Origin of the sequence: Pseudonocardia sp. NPDC049635 (genome assembly GCF_040659795.1) — a bacterium.
In the GTDB taxonomy this organism is placed as follows: Bacteria; Actinomycetota; Actinomycetes; order Mycobacteriales; family Pseudonocardiaceae; genus Pseudonocardia.
Window position 1 is genome coordinate 108,181 of the sequence record NZ_JBFAON010000015.1, and the last position, 18,796, is coordinate 126,976.

Annotated in this window: 16 protein-coding genes; 12 read left to right on the plus strand and 4 right to left on the minus strand. The window is 73.3% G+C overall.

Going from position 1 to position 18,796, the window contains the following annotated elements:
* Positions 1-92 precede the first annotated feature (92 nt).
* A complete protein-coding gene (locus AB0J24_RS18720; protein WP_358682994.1) occupies positions 93-2,102 on the plus strand; it encodes an ATP-binding protein in 2,010 nt (669 codons plus the stop codon).
* A 16-nt stretch (positions 2,103-2,118) separates the two neighbouring features.
* On the opposite strand, the gene AB0J24_RS18725 is transcribed toward AB0J24_RS18720, so the two are convergent.
* Positions 2,119-2,808, minus strand: coding sequence for a response regulator transcription factor (locus AB0J24_RS18725; RefSeq protein ID WP_358682933.1), 690 nt, complete (start codon positions 2,806-2,808; stop codon positions 2,119-2,121).
* A gap of 112 nt (positions 2,809-2,920) precedes the next feature.
* On the opposite strand from AB0J24_RS18725, the gene AB0J24_RS18730 reads away from it, so the two are divergent.
* The 7 genes from AB0J24_RS18730 to AB0J24_RS18760 all read left to right on the plus strand — a co-directional run bounded on the left by AB0J24_RS18730 (position 2,921) and on the right by AB0J24_RS18760 (position 11,584).
* The gene (locus tag AB0J24_RS18730) at positions 2,921-4,501 is read left to right on the plus strand and encodes a carboxyl transferase domain-containing protein (protein ID WP_358682996.1); all 1,581 of its coding nucleotides are present in this window, start codon (positions 2,921-2,923) and stop codon (positions 4,499-4,501) included.
* A gap of 17 nt (positions 4,502-4,518) precedes the next feature.
* Complete coding sequence (locus tag AB0J24_RS18735) at positions 4,519-6,588, plus strand: biotin carboxylase N-terminal domain-containing protein (protein ID WP_358682935.1); 2,070 nt, start codon at positions 4,519-4,521, stop codon at positions 6,586-6,588.
* A complete protein-coding gene (locus AB0J24_RS18740; protein ID WP_358682937.1) occupies positions 6,585-7,760 on the plus strand; it encodes an acyl-CoA dehydrogenase family protein in 1,176 nt (391 codons plus the stop codon). Before AB0J24_RS18735 ends, AB0J24_RS18740 begins: the two co-directional genes overlap by 4 nt.
* A gap of 64 nt (positions 7,761-7,824) precedes the next feature.
* A complete protein-coding gene (locus tag AB0J24_RS18745) occupies positions 7,825-8,856 on the plus strand; it encodes an NADP-dependent oxidoreductase (protein WP_358682939.1) in 1,032 nt (343 codons plus the stop codon).
* Between the two features lie 59 nt (positions 8,857-8,915).
* Positions 8,916-10,376, plus strand: coding sequence for a fused MFS/spermidine synthase (locus tag AB0J24_RS18750; protein WP_358682941.1), 1,461 nt, complete (start codon positions 8,916-8,918; stop codon positions 10,374-10,376).
* 94 nt (positions 10,377-10,470) lie between these two features.
* On the plus strand, positions 10,471-10,911 hold the full coding sequence (locus AB0J24_RS18755; RefSeq protein ID WP_358682943.1) for a hypothetical protein: 441 nt from the start codon (positions 10,471-10,473) through the stop codon (positions 10,909-10,911).
* Positions 10,912-10,984: 73 nt separating this feature from the next.
* Complete coding sequence (locus tag AB0J24_RS18760) at positions 10,985-11,584, plus strand: superoxide dismutase (protein WP_358682945.1); 600 nt, start codon at positions 10,985-10,987, stop codon at positions 11,582-11,584.
* 44 nt (positions 11,585-11,628) lie between these two features.
* Here the strand turns inward: AB0J24_RS18760 and AB0J24_RS18765 are convergent, their stop codons facing one another.
* Complete coding sequence (locus tag AB0J24_RS18765; RefSeq protein WP_358682947.1) at positions 11,629-12,402, minus strand: 5'/3'-nucleotidase SurE; 774 nt, start codon at positions 12,400-12,402, stop codon at positions 11,629-11,631.
* A gap of 119 nt (positions 12,403-12,521) precedes the next feature.
* Between AB0J24_RS18765 and AB0J24_RS18770 the strand changes: the two genes are divergently transcribed.
* Positions 12,522-13,898, plus strand: a complete 1,377-nt coding sequence (locus AB0J24_RS18770; protein ID WP_358682949.1) for an ATP-dependent 6-phosphofructokinase — start codon at positions 12,522-12,524, stop codon at positions 13,896-13,898.
* A 3-nt stretch (positions 13,899-13,901) separates the two neighbouring features.
* Here the strand turns inward: AB0J24_RS18770 and AB0J24_RS18775 are convergent, their stop codons facing one another.
* Positions 13,902-14,732 carry a transglutaminase-like domain-containing protein gene (locus AB0J24_RS18775; RefSeq protein ID WP_358682951.1) on the minus strand — a complete coding sequence of 277 codons (831 nt, stop codon included), beginning with the start codon at positions 14,730-14,732 and terminating at the stop codon, positions 13,902-13,904.
* A 205-nt stretch (positions 14,733-14,937) separates the two neighbouring features.
* On the opposite strand from AB0J24_RS18775, the gene AB0J24_RS18780 reads away from it, so the two are divergent.
* Both AB0J24_RS18780 and AB0J24_RS18785 read left to right on the plus strand, forming a co-directional pair.
* Positions 14,938-15,390: a MaoC family dehydratase gene (locus tag AB0J24_RS18780; RefSeq protein WP_358682953.1), complete on the plus strand. Its 453-nt coding sequence runs from the start codon at positions 14,938-14,940 to the stop codon at positions 15,388-15,390.
* Positions 15,391-15,402: 12 nt separating this feature from the next.
* On the plus strand, positions 15,403-16,614 hold the full coding sequence (locus AB0J24_RS18785; protein ID WP_358682955.1) for an acetyl-CoA C-acetyltransferase: 1,212 nt from the start codon (positions 15,403-15,405) through the stop codon (positions 16,612-16,614).
* 39 nt (positions 16,615-16,653) lie between these two features.
* Here the strand turns inward: AB0J24_RS18785 and AB0J24_RS18790 are convergent, their stop codons facing one another.
* A complete protein-coding gene (locus tag AB0J24_RS18790; protein WP_358682957.1) occupies positions 16,654-17,142 on the minus strand; it encodes an inorganic diphosphatase in 489 nt (162 codons plus the stop codon).
* Positions 17,143-17,371: 229 nt separating this feature from the next.
* Between AB0J24_RS18790 and dacB the strand changes: the two genes are divergently transcribed.
* The gene (dacB, locus tag AB0J24_RS18795) at positions 17,372-18,781 is read left to right on the plus strand and encodes a D-alanyl-D-alanine carboxypeptidase/D-alanyl-D-alanine-endopeptidase (protein WP_358682959.1); all 1,410 of its coding nucleotides are present in this window, start codon (positions 17,372-17,374) and stop codon (positions 18,779-18,781) included.
* Positions 18,782-18,796: the final 15 nt, after the last annotated feature.

Consider the following 18,796-nt stretch of genomic DNA (forward strand, 5'->3'; position numbering starts at 1 on the left):
CCCGAGGTTAACGTTCGTTCACTCCATGGGTGGGTGGCCCGCGCCTCGTCTCAGTTCGTGCACAGGTCGTCGCCGATACCCTCGTCGGTGTGATGGGCACACTGGGCCGGCTGCGCGAGCGCACGGGGGTGCGTGCGGCCTCCGCACTGGCCGCCGCCGCCGCGGTCGCGGTGGTGCTCGTCGTCGCGGGGATCTCACTGGTCCTGCTGCTCGACCAGACGCTGAAGAACAACACCCGCAGCGCGCTGGAGGCGACCGCCGACCAGCTCGCGAACCGGATCGAGGCGAACTTCTCCGCCACCGGCGACGCGAAGCGCAACGCGATCGACGCGACCGGCAAGCGGACCGACGTCGTCCAGGTCGTCACCGCGTACAGCGACGAGACCAACGCCCCCGACTGGATGGTCGGGTCCAACGGCGCCCAGCAGGACGTCCAGGTCATCGGGTCGTCGGATCCGCTGGACGGCCAACCGAAGATCGTCGACTGGCTGCTGGCGCCGGACGAGAAGCGCTACGAGACCGACGTCCCGATCGAGGTCCGGATCGGGTCGGACACGGCCGGCGGGGACCAGGTCGAGGTCCAGGAGATGATGGTCGTCGGGATCGGCGCCCGCGCCCAGGGCAGGCCGATCACCGTCTACGCCGCCCAGGAGCTCGGCGCGGTGCACCAGGCGGTGGAGACCGTCGGGTGGCTGGTGCTCGGCGGCGTGCCGATCCTGGTGCTGGTCACCGGCTACTTCACCTACCTGTTCGCCGGCCGGGCGCTGCGACCGGTCGAGGAGATGCGCACCCGGGTGGCCGGGATGGGGGACAAGGATCTCTCCCAGCGCGTCCCGGAGCCCGTGGCCCGGGATGAGGTCGGCCGCCTGGCCCGCACGATGAACCAGATGCTGGGCCGGATCGAGTCGTCGCAGACCACGCAGCGCCGGTTCGTCGCCGACGCCAGCCACGAGCTGCGCAGCCCGCTGGCCACCGTGTCGACCGGGCTGGAACTGCTCGGGGCCGGGATGGCGAAGGACTCCGCGGACCGGGCCACCGTCGAGACCCTGCGCGGCGAGACGGCCCGGTTGACCGGGCTGGTCGAGGGGCTGCTGTTCCTGGCCCGCGCCGACGAGCGCGGCATCGCTCCCCGCCGGGAGGAGGTGGATCTCGACGAGATCGCCGAGGCCGAACGGATCCGGCCGTCCGCCGACACGGCCGTCGCGGTGCGGGTGACCACCGAGCCGGTACGGGTGGTCGGCGACCGCGGTCAGCTGGTGCGGATCGTGCGGAACCTGGTGGACAACGCCAAGCGGCACGCGGCCACGACCGTCGCGGTGTCGGTGCGATCCGTCGACGGGGTCGCGGTGATCGACGTCGACGACGACGGCAACGGAGTCCCCGAGGCCGACCGCAGCCGGGTGTTCGAGCGCTTCGTCCGGCTCGACGAGGCCCGCTCACGGGGTGACGGTGGTTCGGGTCTCGGGCTGTCGATCGTGTCGGAGCTGGTCGCCGCGCACGGCGGCACCGTGGCCGCGCTGGATGCGCCCGAGCTGGGCGGCGCCCGGTTCCGGGTGACGGTCCCGGCCGTCGCCGACGCCGGGTCCGCCGATCCCGAGGGCGCCGATGCCGAGGGCCCCGATGCCGGGAGTCGCGATGCCGGGGACGCCGATGCCGGGGGCCCCGGTGCCGGGAGCCCCGACACCGGGGGCGCCGGCGCCGGGAGCCCCGGTGCCGGGGATGCGGTTCCCGGGAGCACCGGCCCCGGGAGGGCTGATCCGTGGAGCACCGGGCCGCTGCCGGTGGTGCCGGGCCGCTACGCCGACCCCCGACCGGTACCGGGTCCGCAGCCGCTGGTGGGCGGGCCGTCCGACCGGCGGCGTCCGGCGTCGAACGGGGCCCCTGCGGCGTACGGCGCCGGCCCGGTGCCGATCCGTCCGGACACCGTCGGCAGCCCCTACGACGAGAACGCCACCCGGCCGATCCCGGTGTACCGGGGCGGCCCGGCGGCCGGGGCAGGCGCTGCCGGTGAGCCGGGACGGTCCCGGCCGTCGCCCGACGCACGGACCCCGACGCCGCACCGTCCGCCCGCGCCCCGCCGCGCCAGGGACCGCATCCGCTGATGCCGGCCGGTGGCTGTCAGGACGGTGGTGCGGTGCTGGGCTCGGACATCCGGTAGCCGACCCCGCGCAGCGTCTCGATGCTGTGTGTCCCGAACGGGGTGTCGATCTTGCGACGCAGGTACCCGACGTAGACCTCGACCACGTTGACCTCGCCGTCGTAGTGCGCGTCCCACACCGACCGCAGGATGTCGGTCTTGGTGACCACCTGCCCGGTGTGCGCCATGAGGTGCTCCAGCACCCCGAACTCGCGCGGCGTCAGCGAGATCTCGACGTCGCCCCGGTACACCCGGTGGGTGCCCGGATCCAACGTCAGGTCCCCGACCCGCAGCACGCTCGGTGCGACCTCCCCGGCACGGCGCAGCAGCGCGCGGAGCCTGGCCAGCAGCACGACGAACGAGAACGGCTTGGTCAGGTAGTCGTCGGCACCCAGATCGAAGGCGTCGGCCTCGTCGTACTCGCCGTCCTTCGCGGTGAGCATCAGCACCGGCGTCCATACGCCCTGCTCGCGCAGGTGCTGAAGGATCCGGTACCCGGACAGGCCGGGGAGCATGATGTCCAGGACGATCACGTCGTGCCGGCCGGACAGCGCGTACCGCAATCCGGTGTCCCCGTCGTGCGCGAGCTCGACCTCGTGCCCCTCGGCGGCCAGGCCCCGCCGGACCAGCTCGGCGAGCGGCTTCTCGTCCTCGACCAGTAGCAGGCGCACGGTTCCACCGTAGTGACCGACACTGTGACCGGCCTGAGCGGCCGAGCCTGGACGAACGACGTTAATGACCGCTAACATGTTAGTGTTCGTTAACTCCGAGCGTGAGGTGAGCATGGTCGTCCCGGAACTGGCACCGAGGCTGGAGAGCGCGGTCGACCCGGCCGGCGAACAGTTCGCCGCGAACTCGGCGGCGCATCGCGACCTGGTCGCCGACCTCAACGCGTCGTTGACGACCGCTCGGCTCGGCGGCCCCGAGCGTTCCCGGGTGCGGCACGTCGAACGGGGCAAGCTGCTGCCGCGTGACCGGGTGGACTCGCTGGTCGATCCGGGTTCACCGTTCCTGGAGCTGTCGCCGATGGCCGCGCACGGCATGTACGACGGGCAGGCCCCGGGTGCGGGGGTGATCACCGGCGTCGGTCGGGTCGCGGGCCGGGAGTGCGTGATCGTGGCCAACGACGCGACGGTCAAGGGCGGCACCTACTACCCGATGACGGTGAAGAAGCACCTGCGGGCCCAGGAGGTGGCGCTGCACAACCGGCTGCCGTGCCTCTACCTGGTCGACTCCGGTGGCGCCTACCTGCCCGAGCAGGACCAGGTCTTCCCGGACCGGGAGCACTTCGGGCGGATCTTCTACAACCAGGCCCAGATGTCCGGGCAGGGCATCCCGCAGATCGCCGCCGTGCTCGGCTCCTGCACCGCCGGCGGCGCCTACGTTCCCGCGATGAGCGACGAGGCGGTGATCGTCCGCAACCAGGGCACGATCTTCCTCGGTGGCCCGCCGCTGGTGAAGGCCGCGACCGGGGAGGTCGTCACCGCGGAGGAGCTGGGCGGCGGTGAGCTGCACTCCAGGATCTCCGGCGTGACCGATCACCTCGCCGCCGACGACGCGGATGCGCTCGCCAGGGTCCGGGCCATCGTCGCGACGCTCGGCCCGCGTGCGCCGCGGCCGTGGGACGTCGTGCCGACCGAGCCGCCGGCGGTGGACCCGGCCGGGCTCTACGGTGTCGTGCCCACCGACTCGCGGATCCCCTACGACGTGCGCGAGGTCATCGCCCGCGTCGTCGACGGTTCCCGGTTCCACGAGTTCAAGGCCGAGTACGGCACCACGCTGGTCACCGGCTTCGCCCGCATCCACGGCCACCCGGTCGGGATCGTGGCGAACAACGGGATCCTGTTCTCCGAGTCGGCGATGAAGGGCGCACACTTCGTCGAGCTGTGCGACCAGCGCGGGGTGCCGCTGGTGTTCCTGCAGAACATCTCCGGGTTCATGGTCGGGCGCGACTACGAGGCGGGCGGCATAGCGCGCAACGGGGCGAAGATGGTCACCGCGGTGGCCTCCACCCGGGTGCCGAAGCTGACCGTGGTCATCGGCGGTTCGTTCGGCGCCGGGAACTACGCGATGTGCGGCCGGGCGTACTCGCCGCGGTTCCTGTTCATGTGGCCCAACGCGCGGATCTCGGTGATGGGCGGTGAGCAGGCGGCCACCGTGCTCGGCACGGTGGGCTCGGGTGCCGATCCGGACTCCATCCGGGCCCAGTACGAGACCCAGGGCCACCCCTACTACTCCACCGCCCGCCTGTGGGACGACGGCGTGATCGACCCCGCCGACACCCGCACCGTGCTCGGGCTGTCGTTGTCCGTCGCCGCCAACGCGCCACTGGCCGATCCGGCCTTCGGCGTCTTCCGGATGTGAGGCCCGAGATGTCCCGCATGTTCGACACCGTGCTCGTCGCGAACCGGGGTGAGATCGCGGTCCGGGTCATCCGCACCCTGCGCGCGCTCGGGGTGCGCAGCGTCGCCGTGTACTCCGACGCCGACGAGGCCGCCCCGCACGTCCGGGCCGCCGACGAGGCCGTCCGGATCGGGCCGGCCGCCGCCGCCGAGTCCTACCTGTCGATCGAGGCGGTGATCGCCGCGGCGCGGGCCACCGGCGCGCAGGCGATCCACCCCGGCTACGGCTTCCTGTCCGAGAACACCGCCTTCGCCGCCGCCTGCGAGCAGGCCGGGATCGCGTTCGTCGGGCCGCCCTCGTCGGCGATCGAGGCGATGGGCGACAAGATCCGCGCCAAGCAGACCGTGGCCAAGGCCGGGGTGCCGGTGGTACCCGGATCGGACGGCGCCGGGCTCTCCGACTCCGACCTTCAGGCGGTCGTGGCGGACATCGGCTACCCGGTGCTGCTCAAGCCGTCGGCCGGTGGCGGCGGGAAGGGCATGCGCGAGGTGCACGGCCCCGACGACCTCGCCGACGCCGTCGCCGGAGCCCGCCGGGAGGCCCGCAGCTCCTTCGGCGACGACACCCTGCTCGTCGAGCGCCTGATCACCACCCCGCGCCACATCGAGATCCAGGTCATGGCCGACACCCACGGCACCGTCGTGCACCTCGGTGAGCGCGAGTGCTCCCTGCAGCGCCGCCACCAGAAGATCATCGAGGAGGCGCCGTCGGCGCTGCTCACCCCGCAGCAGCGCGCCGAGATGGGCCGCGCCGCCTGCGAGGCCGCCCGCGCGGTCGGTTACACCGGCGCCGGGACGGTCGAGTTCATCGTGGGCGGCGATCGTGCCGGGGACGATCTGGAGTTCTTCTTCCTGGAGATGAACACCCGGCTCCAGGTCGAGCACCCGGTGACCGAGGAGGTCACCGGGCTGGACCTGGTCGAGCTGCAGCTGCGGGTCGCCGCCGGGGAACGGCTGCCGATCACCCAGGACGACGTCGTGCTCACCGGGCACGCGATCGAGGCCAGGGTGTACGCCGAGGCCACCGCCGTCAGCGGGGACGCACTGAGCTTCCTGCCCTCCGGCGGCACGGTCCTGGAGTGGGCGCCGGCCCCCGGTGTGCGGGTCGACTCCGGGATCGAGACCGGCACCGTCGTCGGGTCGGACTACGACCCGATGCTCGCCAAGGTCATCGCCCACGGCGCGGACCGGGACGAGGCGCTGCGCCGGCTGGACGCCGCCCTGGGTGACACCACCTTGCTCGGCCTGGACAGTAACATCGGGTTCCTGCGCCGGTTGCTCGCCGACGACGACGTCCGCGCCGGGCGCCTGGACACCGGTCTGATCGCCCGCCGCGGTGCCGCGCTCGGCGACACCGGTGTGCCGGCCGACGTGCTCGGCGCGGTCGCCGGGAACACGCTGCTCGGACTGGAACCCCGGGGTGCGGTCGTCGACCCGTTCGACGTGCCGGGCGGATGGCGGATCGGTGAGCCGGCCTGGACGGTGCGCCGCCTGGTCACCGACGGCCCGGACGCGATCGAGGTCCGGGTCCGCGGCCGGGCGTCGGGGTTCGACCTGGCGCTGCCCGGCGGATCAACCGGGGGCACGTCGGCGCGGCCGTCGGCCCGGCCCGCCTCGGGGACCGCGGCCGCACCGGCCGTGCGCTGCCGCACCGTCGCCGTCGCACCCGGGGTGATCGAGCACAGCCAGGGCGGCCGCACCCGCCGTTACCGGATCGCCCTGGCGCCCGGCGGGGTGGTGTGGATCTCCCGCGACGGCCGCACCTGGGGCGTGCGCGAGCAGGAGCCGCTGGAGGCCGCGCGCGCCGCGGGCGGCACCGCGGGCGGGCCGGTGGTCTCGCCGATGCCCGGCACCGTGACCGTCGTCGAGGTCGCCGAGGGCGACTCCGTCACCGCAGGTCAGAAACTGGTCGTCGTCGAGGCCATGAAGATGGAACACGTGCTCACCGCCCCGGTCGACGGGACGGTGCGCCAGCTGAGGGCACGGGCCGGGGCCACCGTCGCGAAGGACGCGGTGCTGCTGGTCGTCGAGCAGGAGGAGTCGCAGTGACCGGCACAGGGCAGACCAGCACAGGGCAGACGAGCGCCGAGGAGTACGAGGCGCTCCGTGCCTCGGTCGAGGAGTTCGCGCGCAAGGAGGTCGCCCCGGTCATCGGGGACCTCTACATCCGCGAGGAGTTCCCCTACGACATCGTCGCGAAGATGGGCGCGATGGGCCTGTTCGGGCTGCCCGTGGCCGAGGAGTACGGCGGCATGGGCGGCGACTACTACGCCCTCTGCCTGGCCCTGGAGGAGCTGGCCAGGGTCGACTCCTCGGTGGCGATCACCGTCGAGGCCGGGGTGGGGCTCGGCGCCATGCCGATCCACCGTTTCGGTACCGACGAGCAGAAGGCCCGCTGGCTGCCCGATCTCGCCGCGGGCCGCGCGCTGGGCGCGTTCGGCCTGACCGAGCCCGGTGGTGGTTCGGATGCCGGCGCCACCCGCACCACCGCCCGGCTGGAGGACGGCCAGTGGGTGATCAACGGGTCGAAGTGCTTCATCACCAACTCCGGTACCGACATCACCTCGGTGGTCACCGTCACCGCGGTGACCGGTGAGAAGCCCGACGGCGGCAAGGAGATCTCGGCGATCCTGGTCCCGGCCGGGACGCCCGGGTTCACGGTCAGCGAGAAGTACTCGAAGGTCGGCTGGAACTGCTCGGACACCCGGGAGCTGTTCTTCGACGACGTCCGCGTGCCGGAGGGCAACCTGCTGGGCGAGCGGGGCCGTGGGTACGCCCAGTTCCTGTCCATCCTGGACGAGGGCCGGGTCGCCATCGCCGCGCTGTCGGTGGGGCTCGCCCAGGGTTGCGTCGACGAGTCGGTGCGCTACGCCGGTGAGCGGGAGGCCTTCGGCCGGACCATCGGCTCCTACCAGGCGATCCAGTTCACGATCGCCGAGATGGAGGCCCGCGCGCACACCGCACGGCTGGCCTGGCAGCACGCCGCCCGCCTGCTCGTCGCGGGCGAGCCGTTCAAGCACGAGGCCGCCATCGCGAAGCTGGTCGCCTCGAACGCGGCGATGGACAACGCCCGCGACGCTACCCAGATCTTCGGCGGCTACGGCTTCATGAACGAGTACCCGGTCGGGCGCTTCTACCGGGACGCCAAGATCCTGGAGATCGGCGAGGGCACCTCCGAGGTGCAGAAGATGCTGATCGCCCGCCACCTCGGTCTGCGGTGACCTGTCTCGCGTGATCCCGGCGGTCGTGCTGCGCGCCGCCCGTACCGCGGGTAGACCGGTACCCATGGGTAACTCCGTCGGGAACGACACGGTCAACCGTCAGGTCCGGCTCGCCGCACGGCCGACCGGGTTGCCGGGCCCCGAGGTGTGGGAACACACGACCGAACCGGTCCCGGCGCCCGGCCCTGGCCGGCTCGTCGTGAAGGTCAGCCACATCTCGCTGGACCCGGCGATGCGCGGCTGGATGAACGCGGGCCGCAGCTACATCCCGCCGGTCGAGGTCGGTGCCGTCATGCGGGCGCTCGGGCTCGGCGAGGTCGTCGCCTCCGAACACCCCGACTTCGCCGTCGGCGACACGGTCACCGGGACCTTCGGCGTGCAGACCTACGCCGAGAGCGACGGGTCCGGGCTGACGACGGTCACTCCGACCGCCGACGTCCCGCCGCAGCGCTATCTCGCGCTGCTCGGCATGACCGGGATGACCGCCTACTTCGGGCTGTTCGACGTGGGCGCGCTCGCCGAGGGCGAGACCGTCGTCGTGTCCGGTGCCGCCGGTGCGGTCGGCTCCGTCGTCGGGCAGCTCGCGAAGATCAAGGGCTGCCGGGTGGTCGGGATCGCGGGCGGCCCGCAGAAGTGCGCCTGGCTGGTCGACGAGCTCGGTTTCGACGCCGCGATCGACTACCGCGCCGAGGACGTGCGGACGGCGCTGCGCACGGCCGCGCCGGACGGCGTCGACGTCTACTTCGACAACGTCGGCGGCGAGATCCTGGACGCGGCGCTCACCCGGCTGCGGCGCGGCGCCCGGGTGGTGATCTGCGGTGCGATCGCCGGCTACAACGCGACCGAGCCGCCGCCCGGGCCGTCGAACTACCTGAGCCTGCTCGTCAACCGGGCCCGGATGGAGGGCTTCGTGGTGTTCGACTACGCCGACCGCTACGGCGAGGCGGCCGCGGAACTGTCCGGGTGGCTCGAACAGGGGCGCATCCAGAGCCGGGAGGACGTCGTCGACGGCACCGTCGAGGACTTCGGTGACGTGCTGCTGCGACTGTTCCGCGGGGAGAACACCGGCAAGCTGGTGCTGCGTCTGACCCACTGACCCACTGACCCACCGACCCACTGACCCGGGCCCGGCGCGGCGACCTCCATGATGGCGGGGTGCGCCTCGCGATCGCCCGGGCCGCCGTCGTCGTCTCCGGGGCGGCGATCCTCGTGGTGGAGACCCTCGCGACCCGGCTGGTCGCGCCCTACGTCGGGCTCACCCTGGAGTCGACGACGGCCGTGATCGGGGTGGCGCTGGCCGGGATCGCGGCCGGCGCCGCGCTCGGCGGACGCTGGGCGGACCGGCACGACCCGGTGGCCGTCGCCGCGCTGATGCTGGTGGTCGGCGGGCTCGGGACGCTCGCGGTGCGTCCGGTGGTGCGGTTGCTCGGTCCGCTGCTCGGCGCCGGGCCGTTCGCGGCGGTGCTGCTCGTGGCGGCGTCCACCCTGCTGTCGGTCACCGCGCTGGCGGCGGTCACCCCGGCGGTGACGAAGGCCCGGCTGACCGGGCTGGACCGGTCCGGCGAGGTGGTCGGCGGATTGTCCGCGGCCGGGACGCTCGGTTCGCTGGCCGGCAGCTTCCTCACCGGTTTCGTGCTGGTCGCGCTGCTGCCGGTGAGCGCGATCCTGCTGGTGACAGCGGCCGCCTGCCTGGTGCTGGGCCTGGTCGTGGCCCCGCGGCGGCGGCGCGCCGACGTCGTGCGGGGCGGGGCCGCCGCGCTGCTGCTCGCCGTCGCCCTGGTCGCGGTGCCCGGTCGTTGCGACGCCGACACCACCTACTACTGCGCCGCGGTCACGACCGACCCGGCCGACCCGGCCGGGCGTTACCTGGTGCTCGACGACCTGCGGCACTCCTACGTCCGCCTCGGCGACCCGGAACACCTGCAGTTCGCCTACACCCAGCGGTTCGCCGCCGCGATCGACACCGCGTTCGCCCCCGGGCGGCCGCTGGACGTCGTGCACGTCGGTGGCGGGGCGCTCACCATGCCGCGCTGGCTGGACGCGACCCGCCCCGGTGGCACCTCCACCGTGCTGGAGCTCGACGGCGGTGTGATCGATCTGGTCGTCCGGGAGCTGGAGGCCGGTGGCATCCCCGGCACGACCGTGCGCACCGGCGACGCCAGGGTCGGCCTGACCGAGCTGCCCGACGACTCCGCGGACGTCGTCGTCGGCGACGCGTTCGGTGCCCGCTCGGTGCCGTGGCACCTGTCCACCACCGAGTTCCTCGACCAGGTGCAGCGGGTGCTGCGGCCCGGCGGCCTGTACGTGTTGAACGTGATCGACCGGGACCCGCTGGAGCTGGTCCGGGCGTCGGCGGCGACGGTGGACAGCCGGTTCGCCGCGACGATGCTGGTGGCCCGGCCCGAGGAGTTCGAACCGGGGGGCGGCGGGAACGTCGTCGTCGTCGGCTCGGACCGGCCGCTCGACCCGGCCGCGCTCGACGCGGCCCTCGCCCGGTACGGCGAACCGGGGACGGTGCTCGACCCGGGGCGTACCGGCGCCTTCACCGGGGATGCGCCGGTGCTCACCGACGACCGGGCCCCGGTCGACCAGCTGATCACCACGACGCGTGGGTGACCGGCCGCGGGCCCCGGCGGGCCCGGCCACGGTCACGCTAGGGTCGCGCCCGGGCCCGGTTGTGCGGCCCGCGAACCGAGGGGGAGAACGCGACGTGGCGACCTGGGAGGACCTGAAGTCCTACGTGGTGGTGCGGTACGAGATCGTCCGGCAGAGCGCGGACGAGCTGCGCTTCCGGCTGCCGACGACCGGGGAGCGCGACCAGCTCGTCGTCGTGAAGCGGGTGGCGGAGGGCGCCGGTCGCCCCGGTATCGAGGTGACCGACGCGGCGGCCGCCGTCGCCGACCCGGACCAGGTGTGGGTGCAGATCGAGTCGCCGGTCGCCCGGCTCGGCGAGGTCGACCTCGCGAAGGCCCTCGAGCTGGCCGGGCCGTCGGTGGTCGGTGGGCTCGCCGCCGAGGAGGGCGTGCTCGTCTACCGGCACTCGATCCCGCTCGGTCCGGCCGCGCTGGACGGGTTCGAGTTCCCGTTCCGGCAGGTCGTGCACCTGGCCGACGAGCTGGAGCACGCGTTGACCGGCCGCGACGAGCACTGAGCGAGCGGTGGGCGTGCACTGCGCCCTAGATCACAGTTGACCTGAAGTCCGGTTCAGGTCGCAGGCTCACCACATGGCCGACTACACACTTCCGGACCTGCCCTACGACTACTCCGCCCTGGCGCCGCACATCGCGCCGGAGATCATGGAGCTGCACCACTCCAAGCACCACAACACCTACGTGACGGCGCTGAACCAGACCCTGGAGAAGCTCGCCGAGGCCCGCGACCGCAACGACTTCGGTGCGATCGTCGGTCTGGAGAAGACCCTGGCGTTCAACCTGGGCGGGCACGTCAACCACTCCGCGTTCTGGCAGAACCTCTCCCCGGACGGCGGTGACAAGCCCACCGGTGACCTCGCCTCCGCGATCGACGAGAACTTCGGGTCCTTCGACGCGTTCCAGGCGCACTTCACCGCCGCCGCCACCACCATCCAGGGCTCCGGCTGGGCCATCCTCGGCTACGACCGGCTCGGTGACCGGCTGCTGATCCACCAGCTCTACGACCAGCAGTCCCAGCTGCCGGCCGGCCAGACCCCGATCGTGCTGCTCGACATGTGGGAGCACGCGTTCTACCTGCAGTACAAGAACGTGAAGCCGGACTACGTACGGGCCTGGTGGAACGTCGTCAACTGGGCGGACGCCGCGCAGCGCCTCGCCGCCGCGAAGGGCTGAGCACGCCGGGCGCGCGGCAGGGGACCACCGGCCACCGGGCCGTATCAGGCCGGGTAGCCGGTGGCTCCCTCCCGGTGCCCGATCGGGGCGAGCTCGGTGACGGTCGGGTGGCCCGCGGCGAGCAACGCGACGTCGGTGCCGGGCTCGGCCTCGCCGTACTGCTCGGAGACCAGCGCCCGCAGGCCGCCGGGCCGCTCGCCGTCCGGCCCGCGGTGCACCATCCGCACCCGGACCGCACCGGAGTCGCACAGGCGGGCCTCGCGCAGCGCGGGCAGCTCGCCGGGTGCGACGTCCGGGACGTTCACCGACCACACGGTCCCCGCCGGGCGGGCGGCGAGACGCTCCAGCAGCTCGCCGAGCAGCCCGGTCGCCGTGGCCCAGTGCGGCTGCTCGGGCAGCCGCAGCCCGCAGTGCAGCGAGAACGCGATCCCGGACCAGCCGTTCAGGGCGCCCGCCAGCACCGCGCCGACGGTGCCGGAGTGCAGCACCTGGCTGCCGGTGTTGGCACCCGGGTTGACCCCGGAGAGCACGAGATCGGGCGTGCGGTCGAACCAGCCCTGCCCGGCCGCGCGCACGATGAACCCCGGATCGGCGTCGACACCGTAGGCCGGGATCCCGTCCAGTCCCGGGATCGTGTGCTCGGTGACCCCGATGTGCCCGTCGGTCACCACGCAGCGCACCGACCCACCGGCCCCGCTGGCGTCCCCGGCCGGGGCCGCGACGACGACGTCGAGGCCGGCGTCGCGGGCGGCACGGGCCAGTGCGTGCAGACCGGGGGCATGGACACCGTCGTCGTTGGTCAGGAGCGCGAGAGCCACGCCCGTCACACTAGGCGCGGCCCGGCCTGACACCGGTAGCGGTGGTACAGCATGATCGGGCCCGGGTCGGTCCGCGGACCGGTCTGCATCGATCCACCCGGCATCCGGAGGAGGACAGCGTGACGACCTGGGAGTACAGCAGCATCACGCCGGACGATCTCGCGATCGACACGCTCGGCCCCGCCCGGATCACCTCGCCGCTGGCCCCGCTGCTCGACGCCCGCCGCACCACCGAGCACTACGTCGACGCAGGCGACCGGGTGTTGCTCGACGACACCGCGGCGGGGCTCAAGTCGCGCGGGGTCGACGTCGAGGAGCTCCCCGGCCTCGAACCGTGCGGACCGCGCCGGCAGATCTACTTCGACCCGTCCAAGACCCGGGCCGGGATCGTGACCTGCGGCGGCCTGTGCCCCGGCCTGAACGACGTGATCGCCGGCCTGGTCCGCACGCTGACCTACCACTACGGCGTCCGCCGGGTCGTCGGGTTCCGCAACGGCTACCGCGGGTTCGTCTCCTCCTACGGCCACGACGTGGTGGAGCTCTCCCCGGAGGCGGTGCGCGACATCCCGGTCGACGGCGGCACCTTCCTCGGTACCTCGCGCGGCCCCCAGGACCCGGAGGAGATCGTCGACTGCCTGGAGCAGATGCACCTCAACGTGCTGTTCGTGATCGGCGGTGACGGCACCCTGCGCGGCGCGATGGAGATCGCCAGGGTGGTGTCCGAGCGGGGACTGCGGATCGCCGTCGTCGGCATCCCGAAGACGATCGACAACGACATCCCCTTCATCGACCAGAGCTTCGGCTTCCAGACGGCGTTCTCCCAGGCCAGTGAGGCCATCCGGTCGGTGACGGTGGAGGCCAAGTCCACCCCCGGCGGGGTCGGCCTGGTGAAGCTGATGGGCCGGCACTCCGGGTTCATCGCCTGCTACGCGGCGCTGGTCCGGTCCGACGCCGACGCCGTGCTGATCCCGGAGGTCCCGTTCGAGCTGGAGGGCGAGACCGGTCTGCTGCACCACCTGCGGCGCCGGGTCGCCCAGCGCGGTCACGCGGTCGTCGTGGTGGCGGAGGGAGCGGGGCAGGAGATGCTGCCCCAGGTCGGCCGCACCGACGCCTCGGGCAACGCGAAGCTCGCCGACATCGGCCCGTGGTTGCGGGAGCGGATCACCGACTCCTTCGCCGCCGCCGGCATGGAGACCACGGTCCGCTACGTCGACCCCAGCTACCTCATCCGCAGCGTCCCGGCGAACCCCTACGACTGCGTCTACACGGTGCGCCTGGCCCAGGCCGCGGTGCACGCCGCGATGTCCGGCCGGACCGCGATGGTCGTCGGACGCGTCCGGCGCCGGTTCGTGCACATCCCGATGAGCCTCGCGGTGAGCCGGCGCAACCAGGTCGACCCGCACGGTGACCTGTGGATGGCCGTCCTGGAGTCGACCGGGCAGCCGTGGCGGTTCGGTGAGGACTCCGGCGCGCCCACCCGGGCGCCGCACTCGTAGCGTTCAGTTCAGGTGCGCCCGGTGCCGCCTGGCCTCGGTCCGCACTTCGTCGAGCACCTCCGCCCCGGAGCGCGATCCCCGGCCGGGGCCGTCCACCCAGGACTCCATCAGCCGGGCCGCCTCGTCCCACCTGGCCTGGGCGGCGAGCACGTCGCCGAGCTGGCGGATCAGCTCGGGCCCCTGGTGGCGCAGGCCCAGCCGCATCCGCAGCACCCACTCCAGGTTCGTGTGGTCCTTGGTGCGGGTGTAGTTGGCGCGCAGGTTGTCGAGCATCCGGGCGAGGATCTGCCGGGTCGAGGTGCGGGGGAGCAGGCCGGGCCCGAACGGCACATCCGGCCCGGCGCCGGTGGTCGCGCGGTAGAGCGCCTCGCAGCCCGCGAGATCGAGGCGCCGGCCGCGGTCGAACACGTCGAGGTAGCGCTGGGTGCCGGGCAGCCGGACGAGGAAGTGGCCGGGCATCCCGACGCCCTCCAGCGCGACCCCGGCCCGGCGGCCGACCTCGATCGCCACCACCGACAGCGTGATCGGGATCCCGGTCCGGCGGTGCAGGACGTCGGGCAGGAACGAGTTGCGCGGGTCGTGGTAGTGCTCGGTGTTGCCGGTGAACCCGGCCTCGGTGAACAGCCGGTGCAGCAGCGACTCCGGCCCGCTGACGCCCTCGGCGAGCTCGTCGAGGGCCGCCCGGGCGCGGGTGGCCTCGGCGGCGGCGGTCGCCGGGTCGGAGGCGGCTGCGGCGGCGATGGTGAGGGCGCCCTCGTCGAGGGCGGGCTCCGGGCCGGTCACCATCCGGAGGAAGCGGGACACCGGGTCGGCGGCGCGATCGGGCTGCGTCACCTCGTCACTCTGCCATCTCCCCGGGAGTCCCCGCCGCATCCGGCGCCGGCACGGCGGGTCCGCCGTCCGCCGACAGTCGTGTAGCGCGGAACGCGGGGCCGGGGCGGGTGTGGACTTGGCGACGTTCACCGACGCCGGGTACCTCTGTTGGGGTAGAGATCTGTGACGGCACCGCTTGGGGTGCCGGAGCGAGGGGAGTGGATGGATGCGCGTCTTCAACGGGGTCGACGAGCTGCGGGCGGCGAAGGGCACCGAGATCGGCACCTCCGACTGGTTCGCCGTGGAGCAGGAGCGGATCGACGGGTTCGCCGACGCGACCGAGGACCACCAGTGGATCCACGTCGATGCGGAGAAGGCGCGCGGCGGCCCGTTCGGGACCACCATCGCGCACGGCTTCCTCACGCTGTCGTTGCTGCCGAGGTTGGTCCAGGGCGTGTACCGGGTCGACGGGGTGAAGATGGGCGTGAACTACGGCCTCAACAAGGTCCGGTTCACCAGCCCCGTCCCGGTGGGCAGCCGGATCCGGGCGAAGGTCGACCTGGTCGACGTGACCGACGTCAGCGGTGGTGTTCAGCTCACCCTCGCGGTGACCGTCGAGATGGACGGCTCCGAGAAGCCCGCGCTGGTCGCCGAGTGGCTGACCCGCCAGTACGCCTGAGGAGGCGAGTTCATGCGTGATGCGGTGATCTGCGAGCCGTTGCGGACCCCGGTGGGCGGGTTCGGCGGCTCGTTGCGTGACGTGCCGGCGCACACGCTCGCCTCGACGGTGATCGGAGCCCTGATCGCGCGGACCGGGTTGGACCCGTCCGCGGTGGACGACGTGGTGCTGGGGCACTGCTACCCGACGATGGACGCCCCGGCGATCGGCCGGGTGGCCGCGCTGGACGCCGGGCTGCCGGTGACGGCGGGCGGGATCCAGATCGACCGCCGCTGCGGGTCCGGCCTGCAGGCGGTGCTGTACGCGGCCGCTCAGGTGCAGACCGGCGCGGCCGAGGTGCTGCTGGCCGGGGGCGCCGAGTCGATGTCGGGTGCGTCGTTCTACTCCACCGGGATGCGGTGGGGGGTCAAGGGTGGCGCGGGTGTCCTGCTGAACGACTCGCTGGCCCGGGGGCGGGTGACCGCGGGCGGGAAGAACCACCCGGTGCCCGGCGGGATGCTGGAGACCGCCGAGAACCTGCGCCGGGAGTACTCGATCCCCCGCGAGGAGCAGGACGAGTTCGCGGTGCGGTCGCACCGGCGGGCGGCGGCGGCGCAGGCCGCGGGCCGGTTCACCGACGAGATCGTGCCGGTGACGGTGCCGGGGCGGCGGGGCGACACCGTCGTCGACGCCGACGAGCACATCCGGCCCGACTCCACGGTGGAGACGCTGGCGGCGCTGCGCCCGATCCTGGGCCGGGACGACCCGGACGCGACGGTGACCGCGGGCAACGCCTCCGGGCAGAACGACGGCGCCTCGGTCTGTGTGGTGACCAGCCCGGAGCGGGCCGCCGAGCTGGGGCTGCGGCCGCTGGTGCGGCTGGTGTCCTGGGGCCTGGGCGGGGTGCCGCCCGCGACGATGGGGATCGGGCCGGTGCCGGCGACGGCGAAGGCGCTCGACGCGGCCGGCCTGGGCCTCGCCGACATCGACCTGATCGAGCTCAACGAGGCGTTCGCCGCGCAGGTGCTGGCCTGCACCCGGGAGTGGAAGTTCACCGACGCCGACTTCGAGCGGACCAACGTGAACGGATCCGGGATCTCGCTGGGGCACCCGGTCGGTGCGACCGGTGGCCGGATCCTGGCCACCCTGGCCAGGGAGATGCACCGTCGCGACGCCCGCTACGGGCTGGAGACGATGTGCATCGGTGGCGGGCAGGGGCTGGCCGCCGTCTTCGAGAAGGTCTGAGTCCTCCCCGGGGCGGCGCTGCGCCGCCCCGGGCGTGGCTCAGTGGTCGGCCTGCCTGGCCCGCTCGTAGGAGGCCTTGATCTCGCGCTCGGCGTCGGCGCGGCCCACCCAGGTGGCACCCTCGACGCTCTTGCCGGGCTCCAGCGTCTTGTAGATCTCGAAGAAGTGCTGGATCTCCGCCCGGTCGAACTCGGCCAGGTGGTGGATGTCGCGCAGGTGTTCCTGGCGCGGGTCGCTGGCCGGCACGCACAGGACCTTGTCGTCACCGCCCGCCTCGTCCTTCATCCGGAACATCCCGATCGTCCGGGCGCGGATCACGCAGCCGGGGAAGGTCGGCTCCTGGACGAGCACCAGCGCGTCCAGCGGGTCGCCGTCCTCGCCCAGGGTGTCGTCGATGAACCCGTAGTCGGCGGGGTACTGGGTGGCGGTGAACAGGGTCCGGTCCAGCCGGATCCGGCCGGTCTTGTGATCGACCTCGTACTTGTTGCGGCCACCCTTGGGGATTTCGATGGTGACGTCGAAGTCCACGATTCGTTGCTCCTTGAAGAGGGTCACGGTCGCGCCGGGGCCGGGGGACCGGGTGGCCCGCCCGCTCCGGCGGTGTCTGTGCTGCCCCCTAGTGTGAGGGACCGGGGGGCGACGCCGGCAGGCCGGTGACCCCCTACCGGTGGGGGTGTGGCGGGTGTCGCACCCCCGGCCGGGCAGGTCGGCCGGTCCTCGGGCGCACCGGGGCCGGACGTCACGAGCAGGAGGCGGAGTGGGACGCAGGCATCGCCGGCCGGACCGCAGCACCCGGCGGATCGCCGTCATCGCGGTGGCCGTGATGGCGCTCGCCTCGCTGTTCGGTGCGGTCGCACTGGCCGGCCCGGAGACCCGCGACCGGCTCGGGCTCGGGGAGGCGGCGGCCCAGTACCCGCCGGTCCCGATGCCCGCGCTGCGTCCGCTGACCCCGACCGCGCCGGTGCCGACCACGGCCGGGATCACCCAGGCGTTGGCCGATCAGCTGGAGTCCCCGGCGCTGGGCGAGGTCACCGGCGTCGTCATCGACTCCTCGGCGCCGCGCGGCGTCGAGCCGCTGTGGGAGCGCGAAGGCGGGAAGGCGATGGTCCCCGGCTCCACCATGAAGCTGCTCACCGCGGCCGCCACGCTGCTGTCGATGAACCCGACCGACCGGTTCGTCACCCGGGTCGTCCCCGGCCCGGAGCCGGGCTCGGTGGTGCTGATCGGCAGCGGCGACCCGACGCTGACCGCGCTCCCCGCCGGCGAGACCGGGCTCTATCCCGAGCCGTCCCGGATCGACGACCTCGCGGCCGAGGTACGGGAAACGGTCGACCAGCCGGTCAGCACCGTCTACGTCGACACCTCGCAGTGGACCGGGCCGGCGTTGTCGCCCGGCTGGGGCCCGACCGACGTCGCCGACGGTTACGTCGCGCCGATGTCGCCGCTGATGCTCGACGGCGGGCGCACCGACCCGCACGAGCAGGACGGCCCGCGCTCGCCGGATCCGGCCCGGGCGGCCGGGCAGGCGCTGGCGAGCGCGCTCGGCGCCTCCGAGGTCCGGGAGGGCACCGCCGCACCGAACGCGCCGGTGCTGGGCAGCGTCGTCTCCCCGCCGATCGCGAGCCTCGTCGAGCACATGCTCACCGCGTCGGACAACGTCGCGGCGGAGGCGCTGGCCCGCCAGGTCGCGGTGGTCCGGGACACCGAGCCGTCCTTCGAGGGCGCCTCGCGAGCGATCACCGAGGCCCTGGTGCAGGCCGGGTACGACGTGAGCGGCCTGCAGGTCTCCGACGGCAGCGGCCTGTCCCGGGAGAACCGGATCCCGGCCCGGTTGCTCGGCGCGGTACTGGCCTCGGCCGCCGCCCAGTCCGACAGCCCCGCCGACGTCCAGTTCCTCCGCCCGATCCTGACCGGACTGCCGGTGGCGGGCGGCGCGGGCACGCTCACCGACCGGTTCACCGACGGCCCGTCGATCGCCGGGCGGGGTGTCGTCCGGGCCAAGACCGGCACGCTCAGCGGGGCGTCCAGCCTGGCCGGCGTGGTCACCGATGTCGACGGGCGGTTGCTGGTGTTCGCGCTGCTGTCCAACGGCACCTCGCCCGCCGACGCCCGGCCGGCGCTGGACCGGATCGCGGCCACCCTGAGCCGCTGCGGCTGCCGGGGCTGACGCCCCCGCCGTCTC

What these genes read in the sequence shown, in the direction of transcription:
- AB0J24_RS18720 (WP_358682994.1), top strand. Translation starts at nt 93, where the DNA reads ATGGGCACACTGGGCCGGCTGCGCGAGCGCACGGGGGTGCGTGCGGCC.
- AB0J24_RS18760 (WP_358682945.1), top strand. Translation starts at nt 10,985, where the DNA reads ATGGCCGACTACACACTTCCGGACCTGCCCTACGACTACTCCGCCCTG.
- AB0J24_RS18730 (WP_358682996.1), top strand. Translation starts at nt 2,921, where the DNA reads ATGGTCGTCCCGGAACTGGCACCGAGGCTGGAGAGCGCGGTCGACCCG.
- AB0J24_RS18785 (WP_358682955.1), top strand. Translation starts at nt 15,403, where the DNA reads ATGCGTGATGCGGTGATCTGCGAGCCGTTGCGGACCCCGGTGGGCGGG.
- AB0J24_RS18745 (WP_358682939.1), top strand. Translation starts at nt 7,825, where the DNA reads ATGGGTAACTCCGTCGGGAACGACACGGTCAACCGTCAGGTCCGGCTC.
- AB0J24_RS18735 (WP_358682935.1), top strand. Translation starts at nt 4,519, where the DNA reads ATGTTCGACACCGTGCTCGTCGCGAACCGGGGTGAGATCGCGGTCCGG.
- AB0J24_RS18780 (WP_358682953.1), top strand. Translation starts at nt 14,938, where the DNA reads ATGCGCGTCTTCAACGGGGTCGACGAGCTGCGGGCGGCGAAGGGCACC.